This is a genomic window from Rathayibacter sp. AC182, from assembly GCF_979253875.1.
In genome coordinates, this window is the sequence record NZ_CEEDEK010000002.1 from 150,748 (window position 1) to 168,409 (window position 17,662).

Sequence of the window (17,662 nt, forward strand, 5' to 3'; positions counted from 1 at the left end):
TCTCCCAGCCATAGCACTGCCGTGGCGGCAGCGGGATCATTGTACGGTTCCGTCCGCTCGGGAGCCCCGGGAGAGGCGGGAGACGGAGGCCCGGTGGCTCAGCTCGCGCGCCGGGCGAGGTCGAGGTCGTGCGCGACCATGCGGGCCACGATCCCCTCGAAGGCGACGGTCGGCCGCCAGCCGAGGACGTCGCGGGCGCGGGAGGCGTCGCCGCGCATCTCCGGGGCGTCGACCGGGCGGGCGAAGCGCGGATCGAGGACGACGAGGCGCTCCCAGTCGTCGATCCCGGCGGCGGTGAAGGCGGCGGCGACGAACTCGCGGACGGAGTGCGCACCTCGTCGCCGACGTGTCGCCCGCCTCGTCGGCCCGCGACGCGCGGACGAGGGCGTCGACGTAGTCGGGAGCCCAGCCCCAGTCGCGGCGGACGTCGAGGTTGCCGAGGGACAGCTCGGTCGCCGTCTCCGGCGGCGATCGCCGCGACGCCCGCGGTGATCTTGCGCGGTGACGAAGGCACTCGGCCGGCGGGGCGACTCCGTGGTTGTAGAGGATGCCGGAGGAGGCGTGCAGCCCGCGACCGCGGTAGACGCCCACGAGCAGGTGCGCGAACGCCTTGGCGGCGCCGTAGGGCGACACCGGGCGGATCGGAGTCGACTCCCGTCTGCGGGCGCTCGACCGCGGCTCCGGAAGATCTCGCTGGAGGAGGCCTGCACGAAGCGCACCTCGCGGCCGGTCGACGCCTGCAGCGCATAGCCGCCTCGGAGCAGTGCGGCGACGGCCGCGCCGGTGACCTCCGGCGGTCAGCACCGGCTCCTGCCAGGACAGGGCGACGGAGGACAGCCCGGCCAGGTGGAAGATCGCGTCCGGACAGCCGCCTCCGCGACGACCTCGGCCGAGGCCGGTGGCGTCGCGGAGGTCGCCCTCGAGGGAGCGGACGGCGGCCGGGAGACCGGAGTCGTCCCCGCGCACGAGCGCGGTGACGTCCCAGCCGTCCTCGAGCAGGCGCTCGACGAGGTAGCCCCTCGTCCTGCCCGCTCGCCCCGGTGACGAGAGCGGAGGGCATGACTACTTGATCAGCGCGGTCTGCTCGACGAGGTCGTTCTCGACCATCATCGCGACCAGCTCGGGGAAGGAGACCTGGGGCTCCCAGCCGAGGACGTCGCGGGCCTTCGACGGGTCGCCGATGAGGAGGTCGACCTCGGCGGGGCGCATGAACGCGGGTTCTGCGTGACGTGGGGGTCCAGTCGTCGATGCCGACGTGCTGGAACGCGATGTCGAGGTACTCGCGGATCTCGTGGGTCTCGCCGGTCGCGACCACGAAGTCGTCGCCCTCGGGCCTGCTGCAGCATGCGCCACATCGCGTCGACGTAGTCGCCGGCGAATCCCCAGTCGCGCTTCGCGTCGAGGTTGCCGAGCTCGATGGTGTCCTGCAGGCCCAGGTTGATGCGGGCGACAGCGAGGCTGATCTTGCGGGTCACGAACTCCGGGCCGCGGCGGGGCGACTCGTGGTTGAACAGGATGCCCGACGAGGCGTGCATGCCGTAGGACTCGCGGTAGTTGATGGTCATGTAGTGACCGAACACCTTGGCGACGCCGTAGGGCGAGCGCGGCCAGAGGAGGGTCTCCTCGCGCTGCGGCACCTGCTGGACCTTGCCGAACATCTCGGAGGAGGACGCCTGGTAGAACTTCACGCGCGACATGTCGTCGCCGGCGTAGAGGCGGGTCGCCTCGAGGATGTTGAGCACGCCCTTGCCGGTGACGTCGGAGGTGAGGACGCGTTCTCCCACGAGTACGCCACGAAGGAGATGGCGCCGAGGTTGTAGACCTCGTCGGGCTGGGCGACGGCGAGCACGCGGACGAGGCTCGAGACGTCGGTGAGGTCACCGGTGAGCAGCGTCACCTCGGGCACGACCCGGCGCACGAGCTCGTACTTCGGGTTGTTCTGCCCGCGGACCAGGCCGAAGACCTCGTAGCCCTTCGAGAGCAGCAGCTCGGCGAGGTAGAGGCCGTCCTGGCCGGTGATTCCGGTGATCAAAGCGCGGGGCACGTGGTGGTCCGTTTCGTCGTGGGTCGATGACAGCGGGCTACATACTACCCATCGCCTCCCGCGCCGTCCGGATCGGGACCGGCGGGGCGGCACCGCGCGCCGGTATCCTGACCCGTCTCGGACACGATTGGACGCCATGCCGGAACCGCTCCCCGTCACCCTCGCCGTGCTCACCGTCGACCCGGGCGGGATGGGCGGCGGGGAGACCTACGCCCGCGCGCTGACGCGCCTCCTGGTGCCGCGTCCCGGCGAGGAGGACTTCGCGTGCGCGTGCTGGTGCCCGAGAACGCGCGCGGCTTCGGCGAGGGCGTCCCGGAGCAGGTCGCGGACGGAGTCATCAGCGGAGCGGGGCACCGCCGACGGGCGATCGGCATGCTGCAGGCGCTCGCGCGCACCGTGCGGCTGAGGCGGCGGCTGGATCGTGACGAGATCCTCTACTTCCCGTTCACGGTTCCGCTGCCGTGGCCCTCGCGGCGCCAGGGCCACGTGCAGATGCTGTTCGACCTCCAGCACCGCGACCTCCCCGAGCTCTTCCCTCGCGTCGAGCGCGTGTTCCGCCGCGTCGCCTACGAGGCGACGGCCCGCCGCGCCGACGCGGTCATCACGATCAGCGCCTTCACCAAGGGCCGCATCGTCGAGCTGCTCGGGATCCCGGAGGAGCGGGTGCACGTCTCGCACCTGGGCGTGGACACCTCGCGGTTCCGGGCGAACCTCGGCGAGCGCGACGACTTCGTCTTCTTCCCGGCGCGCGCGTGGCCGCACAAGAACCACGTGCGGCTGTTCGAGGCGATGCGGCTGCTGCGCGCCGACGGACACGACCTGCGCCTCGTGCTGACCGGTGGGGACCTCGACCGGCTGGGCGAGCTGCCCGACTTCGTGGAGTGGCACGGCCACGTCGATCCCGAGGAGCTCGCCGAGCTGTACCGGCGGGCGGCGGTGCTCGCGTTCCCCAGCCTCTACGAGGGCTTCGGCTTCCCGCCGATCGAGGCGATGGCGTCCGGATGCCCGGTCGCGGCGGCCGATGCCGGATCCCTGCCCGAGATCTGCGGGGACGCCGCCGTGTACGTCGATCCGCTCGATCCGCGCTCGATCGCCGACGGAATCCTCGGAGGCGATCGCCCGACGCGAGGAGCTCGCTCCGCTGGGCCTGGCCCGGGCCGCCCGCTTCGACTGGGAGCGCTGCCGCCGGGAGCACCTCGAGGTGTTCCGCGCCGTGGCGGAGGGACGGCGCGTCCGCCGGGGATCCCGGCGCCGCCGGATCAGTCGCGCGGGTGCAGGAGGCGCCGCCAGCTGAGCCCCTGCGCGGCGCGCATGGCGCAGATCACCACGAGCAGCCAGCCGGCGTCGAGCAGGATCGAGCTCTCGGCGAGTCCGGTGACGACCAGCACCGTGAGCACCATCACCGGCCACACGTGCACGACCGCCTTGCGCTCGGACGCGATCAGCCAGGACCGCCACAGTGCGAGCCCGACGAGCGCCACGAAGAGCGCGGCGCCGACCACGCCGACCTGCAGGGCGAGGTCGAACAGGGCGTTCAGGCTCGATGAGTGCGGCCGGCCCGAGAGGTAGTCGATGGCGTTGAAGGGTACATGTCGGTGCGCCAGTAGCCGACCCAGCCCCAGCCGATCAGCGGATCGAGGTCGGTGAAGCGCCACACCTGCTGCCACAGGGTGAGCCGGAACTCGAACTCGCTGCCCGCGTTGAGCAGGGCGATGATCCGCGAGCGGAAGATCCAGGCGGCGAGAGCGGCGGCGACGGCGACTCCGAGGGTGGCGTACTGCCGGGTCCGCCGGTGCTCGCTGTCTCCGCGCCGCACCCAGCGCAGTGCGAGAGCGACGACGGCGGCGACCACCAGCACCCCCGCGCTCACGGCCGACCGGGTGAAGAGCAGGGTGACGACGGCGAGGGCGAGGGAGGAGATCGCCGGGCCGCGCGCGACGGAACGGGTCATCAGCTCGACCGCGAACGTGACCACGGCGAGCAGGCAGACCAGTCCGAGCTGGTTCCGGTGCCGACGAGGCCCTGGATCGGACCGCCGACCGCGAGCTGGCCCTCGACGCCGAGGAAGCGCAGCGGCCGGTCGATCAGCACGCCCGCCACCACCTCGACGGCGACGGAGGCGATCAGCACGAAGCGCAGGACGTCGCCGACCGAGCGGATGATCTGGATGATGTCGCGGGTCACCCCGATCGCGACGGCGAGGAACGCGAGCGCGAGCTGGTAGACGACACCCGAGACCGTCGACCACTGGTACCCGCTCCAGAGCACGCTCAGCGCGATCCACCCCAGGAACACGAGGATGCTGGTCGGCAGCAGCCCCTCCCAGTCGAGCATCCCGCGGCGCAGGACGATCATCGCCGCGGCGAGGACGGTCAGCGTGGCGATGGCCGCGATGTAGCCGGGCCAGCCGATCACCCCGCGGACGGCGGGCGCGCAGAGCACCACCACGAGGGTGGACTGGGCGAGGGCGGCCGCGAACTGCGGCGAGGCCACCGCGTCCGACAGGTACGGCGGGAGAGCGGACGGACGCCGGCCCGTCATCGCCCTGCGCGCTCGCCGGCGAGGGGGACGGGTCGGCCGCCAGGGCCTCCTCCGCCTGCGTTCGCGGGCTGCTTCGTCAGCACGGCGAGGGCGACGAGCAGGAGCCAGCCGCTCTCGATCAGCAGACGGCTCTCGGCCAGCGACTGCGCGAGCAGGGCGACGACGATCAGGAGCGGAGCGAGAGAGAGGGTGGAGTAGGGGAGCGCGGCGGTGGCGCTGCGGCGGGGTCGGTCGACGGCGCGGAACCAGGAGCGCCAGAGGGTCGAGACGACGAGCGCCGTGAAGAGCACGAGACCGACGGCGCCCAGCTGGAACCAGACGTCGAGCGCGGCGTTGTGGGCCTGGAGGTAGAGGACGCCCTTGCGCTCGGCGAGCGTGTCGAACGGCGCGGCCCAGGGCGCCCAGTAGCTGACCCAGCCCCAGCCGAGCACCGGGCGCTCGGCGGCGAGGGCCGCGACCGCGCTCCAGATGTCGAGGCGGCCGGTCGCGTCCTCGCTCTTGCCCAGGAGGGCGAGGAGCGCACCCCGGCCCGCGAGCAGACCGAGGGCGAGCACCGCTGCGACGGCGGCCGCGGTGAGGCGCACCGGCCGGCGTCCGTCCTCGCCCCGGCGGCGGGGCCCAGAGCGCGAACACCGCGGCGAGGGCGACGGCGACGAGGCAGAGCAGCACGGTCGACGAGCGGGTGAGCAGCAGGGTCGCGGCGAACACCAGCGCCCACACGACGCCCCAGCGCCGCCGGACGGTGCGCGCCGCGAGCTCGAGGAGCACCACGACGAGGCCGAGCAGGGCCGCGAACCCCAGCAGATTGCGGTTGCCGACGATGCCCTGGATCGGGTCGCCCGTGAACAGGGCGGCCTGCGACCAGTAGAAGGCGCCGGGGATCCGGCCGCTCGCCGGGAGGTCGATGACGAGGGGGAGCACGCTCTGCCGCACGACGACGGCGACCACCAGCTCGAAGAGGAGCGAGAGGCCGACCGTGATCCGCAGGGCTCGCCCGAGAGCGGCGACGAAGGCGCCGGTGCCGAGCAGGAGCCCGAGGGCGACGCCTCCGAAGGTCGTGGCGAGTTGCGCGGTGACCTGGATCGCGCTCGCACCGGGGTACGCGGACCAGAGCAGCGACAGGACGACGAGGCACAGGAACGCGAGGAGCGACTTGGGCGTGCGGCTCCAGAGCAGCCTCGGCCGCTCGCGCACGACGACGACGACGACCGCGACGAGGAGAGCGCCGACGACGAGGCCCCAGCCCCACCACCCGGCCAGGTTCCGCAGGGCCTGCCCGGAGATCAGGACCGTCAGCACGGCGACCGCGAGCACCCGGGGAGCGGAGGGCGCGGCACGACGGATCATGGCGATCAGTCTAGAGAGGGGCCGCGCAACCGCGGATCAGACGAACGCCGCCGTCCCGGTGATGGCGCGGCCGACGATGAGAGTGTTCATCTCGCGGGTGCCCTCGTAGGAGTAGAGCGCCTCCGCGTCGGCGAAGAAGCGGGCGACTCCGTAGTCGAGGACGATGCCGTTGCCGCCCATCACCTCGCGGCACCAGGCGACCGTCTCCCGCATCCGCGCCGTCGTGTAGGCCTTGGCGAGGGCGGAGTGCTCGTCGCGCTGCTCGCCCGCGTCGAGCATCTCGGACACCCGCGTCGCCAGAGCGATGCTGGCGGTGATGTTGCCGATGCTCTTGACGAGCAGGTCCTGCACGAGCTGGTGGCCGACCAGCGGCTTCTTGCCGAACTGGACGCGCTCGCGGGCGTAGCGCAGTGCCGCGTCGTAGGCGCCGATCGCGACCTCGATCGCCTGCCACGCCACCTCGGCGCGCGTCAGGCGCAGCACCTTCGCGGTGTCGCGGAACGAGTTCGCGTTCTGCAGGCGGAGCGACTCCGGGACCCGCACGCCCTCGAGCACGATGTCGGCGTTCTGGATCGTGCGCAGGCTCTGCTTGCGGGCGATCGCGGTGGCACGGTAGCCCGGCGTCGAGGTCGGGACCAGGAACCCCTTCACCTGCTGATCGGCGACGTCCTTGGCCCAGATCACGGTGATGTCGCTGAACGTCGCGTTGCCGATCCAGCGCTTCTCCCCGTCGAGGACCCACTCGTCGCCCTCGCGCCGCGCCGTCGTCCGCAGGCCCTGGGCGGAGTCGGAGCCGGACTGCGGCTCCGGTCAGCCCGAAGGCTCCGATCACCTCGCCCGACGCGAGCCTCGGCAGCCATTCCGCGCGCTGCTCGTCCGAGCCCGTCACCCTGGACCGTGCCCATCACGAGCCCGTTCTGCACGCCGACGTAGGTCGCGATGCCCGCGTCGACCCGACCGAACTCCAGCGCCACCCAGCCGCGGAAGACCGCGGAGTTCTCGATCGCCCGGGTGCCGGGCCACGACAGTCCGATCGCGCCGGTGGCGTGGATGCCGGGCACCAGGTGGCGGGGAACTCGGCGCGCTCCCAGTAGTCGTCGGCGATCGGGCGCACCTGCTCCTCGAGGAACGAGCGCATGCCCGCGAGGAGCTCCTTCTCGGCGGGGGAGAGGCTCCCCGCGAACCCGTAGAAGTCGGCCGCCAACGTCTCGAAGATCGTGCTGTCCATGTGCTCCGTCGCTCCCTCGCTCGAGCCGGGCCGCCCCTGTGTTCCAGCGGCGGCGACGCGGCTCCCGCCAGCGTACGAAGACCACGCCGTCGGGGCACGAACGGTGGAGGGGAGCGCCAACCCGGTGCCCGCGACCAGCGGTCGCCGTTGTGGATCCTGCTACCGTCGCAGCGGAGCGGCCCCGGCAGGGTCCGGACGGCGCGGCTCCCACTGCTCCCCGGACGGAAAGGCCCGCCCCGTGTTCATCCCGATCGGCAACACCCCCCGCGACTACGCCTGGGGCTCCTCCACCGGCATCTCCGACGCGCTCGGCACGCCGGCCTCGGGCGGCCCGGAGGCGGAGCTGTGGCTCGGTGCACACGCCGGATCGCCGTCGAGGATCCTCGAGCCGGACCGGGTCGGCGCCCGCACCCTCGCCGACTTCATCGCCCGGGAGCCCGAGGCGGCGCTCGCCGGAGTGCAGGGCTCGGTCGACCCGGTCTCGGGCGAGCCCCGGCTGCCGTTCCTCCTGAAGATCCTCGCCGCCGGCGCTCCTCTCTCGCTCCAGGCGCACCCTCGGCCGAGACCGCGCAGCGCCGTTTCGTCGAGGAGGACGAGCGCGGCACTCGCGCGGGAGGCCGCGAACCGCAACTACAAGGACCCGTTCCACAAGCCCGAGCTGATCTACGCGCTGAGCGAGAGCTTCGACGCCCTGTGCGGCTTCCGCGATCCCGAGAGCACGCGCTCGCTGCTCGCGGAGCTCGCCGCCCGTCTGCCGGACGCCGGCGCCGACGCGGTCCTCGCGTTCGCGGCGACCCTCGACGGGGAGGCCGAGCAGGTCCTCCGCGGTGCCGTGTCCTGGCTCCTCGCCGACGGCGACCGCGCCGAGGTGGCGGCGCTCGTCGACGCCGTCGTGCGCGCGGCCGCCGGCGACGAGCGGCTCGAGCTCCGCACCGTGGGCGACCTCGCCGACAGCTACCCGGGCGACCCGGGGATCGTCCTCTCGCTCCTGCTGAACCGCGTGCGACCCGCCCGCGGCGAGGTGCTCTACCTCCCCGCGGGCAACATCCACGCGTATCTGCACGGCACAGGGGTCGAGCTGATGGCGGCGTCCGACAACGTGCTGCGGGGCGGGCTCACCCCCAAGCACATCGATGTGCCCGAGCTTCTGGACGTGCTCGAGTTCTCGCCGCTGCCGGTGCCCTACCTCGCCGCCGAGGACGCCGCTCCCGGACTCCGGATCTACCGCCCCGACGTGCCGGACTTCGTGCTCGCCGTCATCGAGCCCGTCTCGGAGGACGCCGTCGAGCTGGCCCTGACCGGGCCGGCCATCGCGATCGCGACCTCGGGCGCCTTCGTGCTGCGCGGGGCGGAGGGGGAGGCGCGCGTCGAGCGCGGCGCCAGCGTCTTCGTCACTCCGTCCGAGGGTGGGCTCTCGGTGACCGGCACGGGCACGCTCTTCGTCGCGACGCTGTAGGACGCGGCACCCCCGGCGGCGGCGCGCGTCAGGACGCCGCGGCGCAGGCGAAGGTCCGCCGGTACGCGGCCGGCGTCGTCTGCAGCACCCGCACGAAGTGGTGCCGCATGACGGCGGCGGTGCCGAAGCCGACGCGTCCGGCGATGGTCTCGAGGGTCAGGTCCGTCTCCTCGAGCAGCTGCTGGGCGCGCAGGAGCCGCTGCCGGTTGAGCCAGGCGAGCGGAGTCGCGCCGAGGTCGGCGCGGAACCGCCGTGCGAAGGTCCGGGCGACATCAGCGCCCGCCGGGCGAGCGTCTCGACCGACAGCTCCTGGTCGAGGTTGCCGAGCATCCACTCCGTGACCTCGGCGAAGGAGTCGGCCCGCACCTCGGGGACGGGGGTGGATGTACTGGGCCTGCCCTCCGTGGCGCTGCGGCGGCACCACCATGCGCCGCGCTACGACGTTCGCGGCGGCGGCCCGCACTCCTCCCGGACGATGTGCAGGCACGCGTCGATGCCCGCGGCCGTGCCGGCACTGGTGACGATCCGCCCCTCCTGCACGAAGAGGACGTCGGGATCGACCCGGACCGCGGGGAAGCGCTCGGCGAGCTCCCGCGCGTGCATCCAGTGGGTCGTCGCACGCCGACCGTCGAGCAGTCCCGCCCGGGCGAGCACGAACGCACCGCTGCAGACGCTCAGGATCCACGCCCCCCGCTCGTGCGCGCGGCGCAGCAGGGCCAGGACGCGCTCGTCGACGGGTCCGCGCGGGAGTGCCGGGATCGCGATCAGGTCGGCGCCCTCGGCCGTGTCGAGACCGTCGAGCACGATCGTGTCGAGGCCGAGGCTCATGGGCACCGGACCCGGATCGGCGGTGACGACCCGGAAGTCGAAACGCGGCCTCGCCCTGCTCGCTCCGGTCGATCCCGAAGACCTCGCAGACGACCCCGAACTCGAACGGGGCGAAGCCGGGCAGCGCGACGAGGGCGACGGAGTGGAGCACGGTGGCAGGATAGCGCTCGGCGTCCCGTTCCTGCCAGTCCTGCGCCGTCGTACCGCGCCGATAGGGTAGCGACGGCGCCGAGCGCTGACGTCGACGGCCGACGTGGATCACGAGGAGGACGCACATGGCATGGCTGGTCACCGGAGGAGCCGGGTACATCGGGGCGCACGTCGTCCGGGCCTTCTCCGAGCAGGGCATCGACCCCGTCGTCATCGACGACCTCTCGTCGGGCCACGCCTCGTTCGTGCCCGAGGGCGTCCCCTTCTACCGCGGCTCGATCCTCGACGAGGCGCTGCTCGACCGCGCCTTCGCCGAGAACGACATCGAGGGGGTCGTGCACGTCGCGGGCTTCAAGTACGCGGGCGTCTCGGTGCAGCGGCCGCTGCACACGTACGAGCAGAACGTGACCGCGACCTCCGGGTCCTCGCGGCGATGGAGCGCGCGGGCGTGTCCTCGATCGTGTTCTCCTCCAGCGCCGCGGTCTACGGAGCGGTCGACGTCGAGCTGGTCACCGAGGAGACCCCCAAGAGCCCGAGTCGCCCTACGGCGAGACCAAGCTGATCGGGGAGTGGCTCCTCGCCGACGCGGGGCGCGCGTGGGGCGTGCGGCACGCCTCGCTCCGCTACTTCAACGTCGTCGGCTCCGGCTACCCGGACGTGTACGACACGAGTCCGCACAACCTCTTCCCCCTCGTCTTCGAGGCGCTGCTGGCGGGTCGCACGCCGCGCATCAACGGCGCCGACTACCCCACGCCCGACGGGACGTGCGTCCGCGACTACATCCACGTGGCCGACCTCGCCCTCGCCCACGTCGCCGCGGCCCGCCGCCTGGCGGCCGGCGAGCCGATCGAGCCGGTCTACAACCTGGGCAGCGGCGACGGCGCCTCGGTCGGCGAGATCATGCGCGCCATTGCCGAGACCACCGGCATCGCCTTCGAGCCCGAGACCGCTCCCCGCCGTCCGGGCGACCCGCCGCGCATCGTTGCGTCGGGGAGCGCGCGGCGCGCGACCTCGGCTGGGAGATGCGCCACTCGCTCTCCGACATGGTCGAGAGCGCCTGGAGCGCGCGGAGCGCGGCGACCTCCTGACCGACGGCACTCCGGCGTCACGCTTGCGACACGCCGGAGTGTCGTGAACCCTCCACGGGTTGTTGAGGGTTTACAGTCTGCGACTTGACCTCAGCGAATGACACCGATGTAATTACGTGGGCGGCGCCTCCGGAGGAGCGGGTCGCCGTTCATCGGTACCGGCGGGGTAGGAGACGGCATGGCGATTCTCGACAGCGTCGGCGGAGCGGACCGTTTCTCCGAAGCGGACCACGCCGCCGCAGCAGACCGTCTCTCCGAGCAGCAGGACGCGCGGGAGTGCCCGACGACTGGTTCGTCGACCCGATCCGCCTGGGCGTGCCCGGCGTCCGCCCCCGGCATCGTCACGGAGAGCGAGGCGCCCGGCGGTGCCCTCTCCTGGCAGGCCGACTCGCTCTGCGCGCAGACCGACCCCGAGGCGTTCTTCCCCGAGAAGGGCGGCTCCACCCGCGACGCGAAGAAGATCTGCACGTCCTGCGAGGTGCGCTCCCAGTGCCTCGAGTACGCGCTCGAGAACGACGAGCGCTTCGGCATCTGGGGCGGGCTGTCCGAGCGCGAGCGCCGCAAGCTCCGACGCCGGGCCTGAATTCCGCCCCCTGCTCTTCGCCCTCCCGGCGGGGCACGCTCCGCCGAGGCTGCGCGCGTGCTCGCTACCGCAGGGAGGTAGGGGCACGCTCCGCCGAGGCTGCGCGTGCTTGCTGCCGCAGGGGATGCGTGGCACGGATCCGGCTCGGGTCGAGCATGGCTGGTGCCGCTTGCGCGATGGGGCGTGTTCCGCTCAGGTTGTGCGTACTTCTCGGTCGCACGCCCGGGAGCCGGAAGGGCTCGGTGCGTCGGCGCAGGCGATCGGCCGCCCGAGCAGCGTCCGCGTCGGCCTGCTCCTGGTGATCAGCGGCGGGCGGTGACGGGCTCCTCGAGGAGGGGCGCCGGCGAGCGGGCGCGGGGGCGGGGCGGCGAGCCGCTGGCGGGTGGTCCGTCGGCATCGCCTAGGGTGGTCCGCGATGTATCCCCGAGTAACCGCCGTCCTCGTCGCGCGCAACGGCGCAGCGTATCTGGAACGCACCTCGCGGCGCTCCGAGCACAGACCCGTCAGCCCGACGCGACCGTCTTCGTCGACGGGGGCTCGAAGGACGCCACGGGCGAGCTGCTCGCGGGGTGGGGTCCGTCCCAGCTGGTCCAGGTCTCCGAGAACCTGCCCTTCGGCCAGGCCGTCGCGCGCGCGGTGCGCGTGATGCAGCCTCCGCGGGGCGAGGACGAGTGGCTCTGGCTGCTCGCGCAGGACTCCGCTCCCGGAGCCCGGGGCGCTCGCCGCGCTACTCGGCGCCGTCGAGGTCGCCCTCCGTCGCGGTCGCCGGCCCGAAGGTCGGTGGACTGGACCCGGTCCGGCTACATCCGCAGCTACGGCGAATCGATCACGAACTACGGCACCACGGTCCACCTCGTCGAGGACGAGCTCGACCAGGAGCAGCACGACGCCACCCCGACGTCCTCGCGGTCGCCGCGGGCGGCATGCTCGTGCGCCACTCCCTGTGGGAGGAGCTCGGCGGGTTCGACCCGGTCTGCCCGTGGTCGACGACGCCCTCGACTTCTCGATCCGCACCCGCCTGGCCGGGCACCGCGTCAGCCGGGTGCCGGACGCGCGGGTCACGACCGCCCGCATTGGCCTGCAGCGCCCCGACGGCCGGCGCATCGACGGAGGAGCGCCGCCGCGCGAGGCAGCACCGCACCGCGCAGCTGCACCGCCGCCTCGCGTACGCGCCCGTGGCGCTGCTCGTCCTGCACTGGCTCTCGCTCGTGCCGCTCGCCGTCGGGCGCGCGGTCGTCCGCCTGCTCCGCAAGCAGCCGGGACTCGTCGGCGGCGAGCTGCTCGCCGCGGGTCGTCGCCGCCTTCGGCGCCACGAAGGTGCTGCGGGCGCGGAAGATCCTGCGCTCCTCGAAGAACGTGGGCTGGAAGGCGATCGCGCCGCTGCGGATCCGCTGACACCGTCCGCCAGCTGCGCTCCGTGCGGCACGACGCCGTCCGGGTCCAGGCGAGCCGCGAGCGGCACCCCCTGCACTTCTTCCAGAGCGGAGGGATCTGGGTCGTTCTCGCGGCAGCGCTCGCGGGTCTCATCATCTACACGCCCCTGATCGGCACCCGCCCTGGAGCGGGGGCGGCCTGCTGACCTCTCGCCCACGGTCGCCGAGCTGTGGCGCAACGCGGCCTACGGATGGCGCGACGCCTCGCTCCGGCTTCATCGGAGCGGCCGATCCCTTCGCCGCCGTGCTCGCGGTGCTGGGGTCGATCACCTTCTGGTCGCCGAGCTACGCGATGGTGCTGCTCTACCTGACGGCGCTCCCGCTCGCCGCGATGGGCGCCTGGCTGATGGTCGCGCGGATCACGCCGCGACCCTCGCCCGGGCGTTCGGCGCCATCGCGTCGGGATCCTGGCCCCCGCGTTCTACGCAGCGCAGGCCGACGGGCGGCCGGGCCCGATCCTGGTGCACGTGCTGCTGCTCGTGGCTGTTCTTCGCCGGCTTCGGCGCGTACCGCTCGTGGTCCGCCTCCGCCACCGCGTCGCTCCTCGCCGCCGCCGTCGTCGCCTGCGCTCCGATCCTGTCGCTGCCGCTGCTGGTGGTGTGGCTCGTCATCCTCGCGACCTCCGGACGCCGCCTCGGCCGCTTCGCCGGCCTGCTGCCGATCCCCGCGTTCGCCCTGCTGTTCCCCCTGGTCGTCGCCCTGCGCCCCGCGAACTGGTTGGCCGTCCTCGCCGACCCGGAGGTGCTCGCCCTCCGTCCGGGCGGACTTCTTCTCGCTCCTCGCGGGGCGTCCCGGCGGGGCTGCCGGGCGACTGGACCGGCTTGCTCTCGGACCGGCTCGGCATCGCCGAGGCGGCCGCTCCGCTCGCGACCTCGGTGCTCGTGCTCCCGCTGATCGTCGCCGCCCTCGGATCCCTCCTGCTGCCGAACAACCTCCCCGCCCTGGGCGGAGTGGGAGTCGCGGCCGCCGGCCTGCTCACCGCCTCCCTCGCCCAGGGGATCCAGGTCGCGACCGCCGGCTCCGAGTCGGTGGCCGTGTGGAGCGGTACCGGGCTCAGCCTCTACTGGCTCGGCCTGGTGATCGGCTTCTGCTGTCGCTCGGTGCTCTGCCCTCGCTGCGCCTGGTGACCGCCCTCGTCGTCACGATCACCGCCGCTCTCGCGGGTCGGTCCTTCGCGCTGGCGTTCCCCGCCTCCGACGGCTCGTCCATCGCGAGCACCTCCGATCGATCGCTCCCCGCGTACGTCGCGGCCGAGGCGCAGAACGACCCGCGCGTCGGCACGATCGTTCTGGTGCCGCAGGACGACGGCGGGATCCTCGCCCGTCTCGAGCGCGGCGCGGGAGCGACGCTGGACCAGCAGTCGACCCTCGCCGCGACCGGTGCCGAGAGGACCGACGAGATCGACGAGCTCGCCGGGAACCTCGTGTCGCGCTCCGGCTACGACGTCGAGGGGGCGCTCGACGAGCTCGGCGTCCGCTTCGTGGTGCTCACCGACGCCGACGACACGCAGGCGGGCGACGCGGCGTCGGCCGTGCAGGCCCGTGCCGCGGTCTCGCTCGACGGCAACCCCGCGTTCTCGGCGGTCGGCGACACGAACTACGGCCTCCTCTGGAGCGCCGTCGACCCCGACGACCAGCGCGTGGAGGCCGCTCCCGAGGACGTGGTCGGCCCCTTCGGCATCGCCTACACGACCGCTCTGCTGCTCGTGTTCCTCGTCGCGGTCCTGCTGGCCGTCCCCACGGGGATGTCGCTCGAACGCGCCCGGTCGGGTGCCGCCGTCGCGGGCATGGACGACGAGCCGGGCGAGGCCACCGGCCAGTTCGACGACGGGACCGACGATGTCTGATCCCCGCGACCAGGAGAAGAAGATGCCCGCGGTCCCCCCGCCCCCGGTCGATCCGACGCGCGCCGAGCGGAGAGCCGCGCGTGCACTCTCGAAGGAGCGGAGCGCGGCGGCCGGCACGGACTCCGTCGCCACCGTCCCGCCGAAGCCTCCGCGCGACCGGCGCGCCTCCGCCGCCCGTCGCCGCCGCAACGCGATGCGGACCGCGGTCGGCGCGGTCGGTGTCGTGCTCGCCGCCACCGCTGTCGTCCTGCCCCAGCTGCCCCGCTCCCCGCGGCGACCCGGGCCGCGGAGGGCGTCTCCGTCACCCCCGTCGCCGCCGACAGCGCTCTCGTCCGCGGGGAGACCTCCTCGACGCGACCGATCCGGAGGAGCTCCGCGCCCTCGAGGGATCGCGCTCGGCCGTCTGGCCGGACGGCGTCGCGACCGACTCCGCCGTCCTCGACGAGCCGGACGTGGCCGCGCCCGGCAGCGGGATCGCGCCTGGTCGCGCCCGCCGGCGCCGACCTGACGCCGGGAGGCGGACGACGCAGTCGATCGCGACCGAGACCGTCTCCGGTCTGAGCGCGCTGGGGTGCGCATCGAGCCCTCGGCCGACAGCTGGATCGTCGGCGGCTCGACGGACGTCGGCTCGACCTCCGTCCTCGTCCTCGCCAATGCGAGCGAGGCGGCGGCCACCGTCGACCTGTCGCTCTACGGCGAGAACGGGCCGATCGCCGCCACCGGATCGACGGGCATCGTCGTGCCGCCCGGGACCGTCCGCGCACTGCCCCTCGCAGGACTCGCGCCCGACGTCGTGCAGCCGGTCGTGCGGATGACCGCGCGCGGCGGCGAGATCGCGGCGAGCCTCCAGAGCACCGCCATCGCAGGCCTCACCCCCGTGGGCGTCGAGACGACCGCCCCGTCGGCGGCCCCGTCGACCCTGACCGTCGTCTCCGGCTACCGGATCTCGACCCCTCCGCCGAGACGTCCAGCGACGACGGCACGGGCGGAGCCGGCAGCCCCGTGCTGAGGATCCTGGCGCCCGGCGAGGCCGACAGCACCGTCTCGATCGAGGTCGCGAACGAGGACCCGAGCGGCGCGGGGACGTCGACGCAGGTCGTCGTGCCGGCCGGCCGGGTCGGCGAGGTCCCGCTGTCGGGACTCGCCGAGGGCTCCTACCGCATCACGCTCACCTCGGACGAGCCCGTCGTCGCGGCGGGACGCACGACGTCGACCGGCTCCGCCGGCACCGACTACGCCTGGTTCGCCTCCGGCACGTCCACCTCGACGCCCTTCGGCGTGGCCAGCACGGGCGAGCCCGGGGCCCGCCTGCACCTCGCGAACGGCAGCGACACGACCGCCTCCGTGGCTCGACTCCGCTCGGGCTCGCGCACCGTCGAGATCGGCCCCTTCGCCTTCGCGACCGTCGACCCCGGGGTCGACCCGCCCGTGGTCACGAGCGATCAGCCGGTGCAGGCGTCGGTGTCGATCGCGAGCGACGGGCGCCTCGCGGCTACCCGATCGTCCCGCCCGGTCCGCTCTCGTCGCCGATCACGGTCTACTCGCACTGAGCGGCGGCGCCCTGGGCGTCGAGGTGGCGGAAGCGGTCCGGGGAGATGTCCCACGGGTCGCGGCCGAGGAGCTCGGCGACCGCGCGGAACACGTGGCTCTCGATGAGCATCCGCTCGTGGAACTCGTCGCGACGGTGCGGCTTGGCGAGGCGCTGGATCGGCACCCGGTAGAGCGTGATGCGGCGCTCGGCGTGGTCCACCCGCCAGCGGGCGATGCCCGTGGCCCGCAGCCGCGCAGGATCGACGTCCGGAGTCGCCGCGATGTCGACGCGGATGCCCGCCAGCTCGTCGGGCCAGGCGCCGCGGAGGTAGTCGATGGCGGATCCGACCGTCATCTCGAAGAAGTCGGTGCGGGTCTGCAGCAGGGGCAGGTGGGGCCCGGTGACGGGGCCGCGGATGCCGCGACCGTGCCTGTCCCTCGAGCCGCCCCGCACCGATGCCGCCTGACGAGCGGTGGAGCGACGAGCACGGGGCATGCCCCCAGCCTATTGCTACTGTGGGCGCGATGACCGGACGGCAGTGCTCGCGGACGGGCTGCCAGGCTCCGGCCGCCGTCACTCTGACCTACGACTACCGCGACTCGGTCGTCGCCGTCGGCCCGCTGAGCCCCGCGCCCGACCCGCACGGCTACGACCTCTGCGAGGCGCACGACGCCCGACTCGGTCCCGCAGGGCTGGACGACGATCCGCTACCGGGAGCCGTCCGCCGAGAAGTGACCTGAGCGGTCGGGGAAACCGCGCGGCGCGCCGGCCAGGACCGGCGCGAGCCGGTCGAGGCGGTCGGCGGCGAGCCGCAGGGCGCGCTCCTCGCGCACCCGGCGCAGCGCCGAGACGGCCAGGAGGAAGTCCTCCGCCGGCGCGGAGGGCACCGGGGACACCGAGGCCAACACCTCGTGCGCGAGCGACGCGGCCAGCTGCGAGCGGGAGGGCTCGGTCATCCCGGTCCGGTTCCGCAGGAACTGCGCGAGCCGGCGGGCCAGAGCATCGGGGAGCCGCGCGACATCGGCGGTGGCCGCCCAGCCGAGCAGCGGCTCCGGCACCTCGGCGCGGAGCTCCACGACCGACGGGACGCGCTCGAGCTGACTGTGAGTCCCGGCGAGGACGTCGCCGAGCCGTCGGGAGCGGCGGGACAGCAGCCCGACGACGGCGGCGAGCCCGCCGGCCGTCATCACGATCTCGAGGACCGCGGTCATCCCGCGCACCAGCGCGTGACGGAAGGAGATCGCCCGCCGTCGTCCCGGACGACCCGGGCTCCGACCGCTAGCTTCCCGAGCGAGCGTCCGCGCGTGGCCGTCTCGACGGCGACCGGGACGAGCACGAGGGAGGTGACGAGAGCGGCGATGCCGACGGCCGCCGCGGCGGACGGGTCGAGGCCGCTCCCTCCGGCGAGGACGGAGACCAGGTAGAACAGCGCGAGGGCCAGGAGGATCTCGGCGACGAGGTCGATGACCGCCCCGCAGGCCCGGAGGACGAAGGGAGGTCACAGGGACCTCGAGGGCGATCGCCCTCACCCGTGATCAGGCTGTCGTCCTCGCCCTCGTCCAGCCGATCGATGCCCATGGCTATCAT

Annotated in this window: 18 protein-coding genes and 6 pseudogenes; 12 read left to right on the plus strand and 12 right to left on the minus strand. The window is 73.5% G+C overall.

Annotation, left to right across the window (positions count from 1 at the left end; all coding sequences use genetic code 11):
* Positions 1-98: 98 nt before the first annotated feature.
* The 5 genes and pseudogenes from AC0CII_RS01690 to AC0CII_RS01710 all read right to left on the minus strand — a co-directional run bounded on the left by AC0CII_RS01690 (position 99) and on the right by AC0CII_RS01710 (position 2,044).
* Positions 99-284: a GDP-mannose 4,6-dehydratase gene (locus AC0CII_RS01690; protein WP_465228601.1), complete on the minus strand. Its 186-nt coding sequence runs from the start codon at positions 282-284 to the stop codon at positions 99-101.
* 121 nt (positions 285-405) lie between these two features.
* A pseudogene (locus AC0CII_RS01695) lies at positions 406-966 on the minus strand (GDP-mannose 4,6-dehydratase); the annotation flags it as partial.
* A gap of 96 nt (positions 967-1,062) precedes the next feature.
* A complete protein-coding gene (locus AC0CII_RS01700) occupies positions 1,063-1,209 on the minus strand; it encodes a GDP-mannose 4,6-dehydratase (protein ID WP_465228500.1) in 147 nt (48 codons plus the stop codon).
* A 179-nt stretch (positions 1,210-1,388) separates the two neighbouring features.
* Positions 1,389-1,784: pseudogene (locus AC0CII_RS01705) on the minus strand (GDP-mannose 4,6-dehydratase); the annotation flags it as partial.
* Positions 1,685-2,044 carry a GDP-mannose 4,6-dehydratase gene (locus tag AC0CII_RS01710; protein WP_465228501.1) on the minus strand — a complete coding sequence of 120 codons (360 nt, stop codon included), beginning with the start codon at positions 2,042-2,044 and terminating at the stop codon, positions 1,685-1,687. The gene AC0CII_RS01710 and the pseudogene AC0CII_RS01705, both read right to left, overlap by 100 nt.
* Before the next feature lie 126 nt (positions 2,045-2,170).
* Here AC0CII_RS01710 and AC0CII_RS01715 point away from each other — a divergent pair, with 126 nt between their 5' ends.
* Positions 2,171-3,613 (plus strand): glycosyltransferase family 4 protein, encoded by a 1,443-nt coding sequence (locus tag AC0CII_RS01715; protein WP_465228602.1) that lies wholly within the window; start codon positions 2,171-2,173, stop codon positions 3,611-3,613.
* Here AC0CII_RS01715 and AC0CII_RS01720 read toward each other — a convergent pair.
* The 4 genes and pseudogenes from AC0CII_RS01720 to AC0CII_RS01735 form a co-directional block, all read right to left on the minus strand.
* The gene (locus tag AC0CII_RS01720; RefSeq protein WP_465228502.1) at positions 3,579-3,995 is read right to left on the minus strand and encodes an O-antigen ligase family protein; all 417 of its coding nucleotides are present in this window, start codon (positions 3,993-3,995) and stop codon (positions 3,579-3,581) included. The genes AC0CII_RS01715 and AC0CII_RS01720 overlap by 35 nt on opposite strands.
* The gene (locus AC0CII_RS01725) at positions 3,995-4,537 is read right to left on the minus strand and encodes a hypothetical protein (RefSeq protein ID WP_465228503.1); all 543 of its coding nucleotides are present in this window, start codon (positions 4,535-4,537) and stop codon (positions 3,995-3,997) included. Before AC0CII_RS01725 ends, AC0CII_RS01720 begins: the two co-directional genes overlap by 1 nt.
* A 44-nt stretch (positions 4,538-4,581) precedes the next feature.
* Positions 4,582-5,679, minus strand: coding sequence for an O-antigen ligase family protein (locus AC0CII_RS01730; protein WP_465228504.1), 1,098 nt, complete (start codon positions 5,677-5,679; stop codon positions 4,582-4,584).
* A 289-nt stretch (positions 5,680-5,968) separates the two neighbouring features.
* Positions 5,969-7,160 (minus strand): annotated as a pseudogene (locus AC0CII_RS01735) (acyl-CoA dehydrogenase family protein).
* A 238-nt stretch (positions 7,161-7,398) separates the two neighbouring features.
* Here AC0CII_RS01735 and manA point away from each other — a divergent pair.
* Positions 7,399-8,616: a mannose-6-phosphate isomerase, class I gene (gene manA, locus AC0CII_RS01740; RefSeq protein ID WP_465228505.1), complete on the plus strand. Its 1,218-nt coding sequence runs from the start codon at positions 7,399-7,401 to the stop codon at positions 8,614-8,616.
* A gap of 28 nt (positions 8,617-8,644) precedes the next feature.
* Here manA and AC0CII_RS01745 read toward each other — a convergent pair.
* Positions 8,645-9,595, minus strand: a pseudogene (locus AC0CII_RS01745) (GlxA family transcriptional regulator).
* Between the two features lie 124 nt (positions 9,596-9,719).
* Between AC0CII_RS01745 and galE the strand changes: the two are divergent.
* The 9 genes and pseudogenes from galE (at position 9,720) to AC0CII_RS01790 (ending at position 16,200) form a co-directional block, all read left to right on the plus strand.
* Positions 9,720-10,682, plus strand: a pseudogene (galE, locus tag AC0CII_RS01750) (UDP-glucose 4-epimerase GalE).
* Between the two features lie 276 nt (positions 10,683-10,958).
* Positions 10,959-11,265 (plus strand): annotated as a pseudogene (locus AC0CII_RS01755) (WhiB family transcriptional regulator).
* Positions 11,266-11,670: 405 nt separating this feature from the next.
* Complete coding sequence (locus AC0CII_RS01760; protein WP_465228506.1) at positions 11,671-12,660, plus strand: glycosyltransferase family 2 protein; 990 nt, start codon at positions 11,671-11,673, stop codon at positions 12,658-12,660.
* 22 nt (positions 12,661-12,682) lie between these two features.
* Positions 12,683-12,844 (plus strand): hypothetical protein, encoded by a 162-nt coding sequence (locus tag AC0CII_RS01765; RefSeq protein ID WP_465228507.1) that lies wholly within the window; start codon positions 12,683-12,685, stop codon positions 12,842-12,844.
* Between the two features lie 321 nt (positions 12,845-13,165).
* Positions 13,166-13,825, plus strand: a complete 660-nt coding sequence (locus AC0CII_RS01770) for a hypothetical protein (RefSeq protein ID WP_465228508.1) — start codon at positions 13,166-13,168, stop codon at positions 13,823-13,825.
* Positions 13,822-14,544, plus strand: coding sequence for a hypothetical protein (locus tag AC0CII_RS01775; protein WP_465228509.1), 723 nt, complete (start codon positions 13,822-13,824; stop codon positions 14,542-14,544). Before AC0CII_RS01770 ends, AC0CII_RS01775 begins: the two co-directional genes overlap by 4 nt.
* Positions 14,537-15,052 (plus strand): hypothetical protein, encoded by a 516-nt coding sequence (locus AC0CII_RS01780; RefSeq protein ID WP_465228510.1) that lies wholly within the window; start codon positions 14,537-14,539, stop codon positions 15,050-15,052. The genes AC0CII_RS01775 and AC0CII_RS01780 overlap by 8 nt, the downstream gene beginning before the upstream one ends.
* A 63-nt stretch (positions 15,053-15,115) precedes the next feature.
* Positions 15,116-15,553, plus strand: coding sequence for a DUF5719 family protein (locus tag AC0CII_RS01785; protein ID WP_465228511.1), 438 nt, complete (start codon positions 15,116-15,118; stop codon positions 15,551-15,553).
* A complete protein-coding gene (locus AC0CII_RS01790) occupies positions 15,547-16,200 on the plus strand; it encodes a DUF5719 family protein (RefSeq protein WP_465228512.1) in 654 nt (217 codons plus the stop codon). The genes AC0CII_RS01785 and AC0CII_RS01790 overlap by 7 nt, the downstream gene beginning before the upstream one ends.
* Here the strand turns inward: AC0CII_RS01790 and AC0CII_RS01795 are convergent.
* Positions 16,082-16,570, minus strand: coding sequence for a metallopeptidase family protein (locus AC0CII_RS01795; RefSeq protein ID WP_465228513.1), 489 nt, complete (start codon positions 16,568-16,570; stop codon positions 16,082-16,084). The genes AC0CII_RS01790 and AC0CII_RS01795 overlap by 119 nt on opposite strands.
* Before the next feature lie 29 nt (positions 16,571-16,599).
* Between AC0CII_RS01795 and AC0CII_RS01800 the strand changes: the two genes are divergently transcribed.
* Positions 16,600-16,815 (plus strand): DUF3499 family protein, encoded by a 216-nt coding sequence (locus AC0CII_RS01800; RefSeq protein ID WP_465228514.1) that lies wholly within the window; start codon positions 16,600-16,602, stop codon positions 16,813-16,815.
* Here the strand turns inward: AC0CII_RS01800 and AC0CII_RS01805 are convergent.
* Positions 16,783-17,604 carry a hypothetical protein gene (locus AC0CII_RS01805; RefSeq protein WP_465228515.1) on the minus strand — a complete coding sequence of 274 codons (822 nt, stop codon included), beginning with the start codon at positions 17,602-17,604 and terminating at the stop codon, positions 16,783-16,785. The two genes, AC0CII_RS01800 and AC0CII_RS01805, sit on opposite strands and share 33 nt — an antisense overlap.
* Between the last annotated feature and the right edge of the window lie 58 nt (positions 17,605-17,662).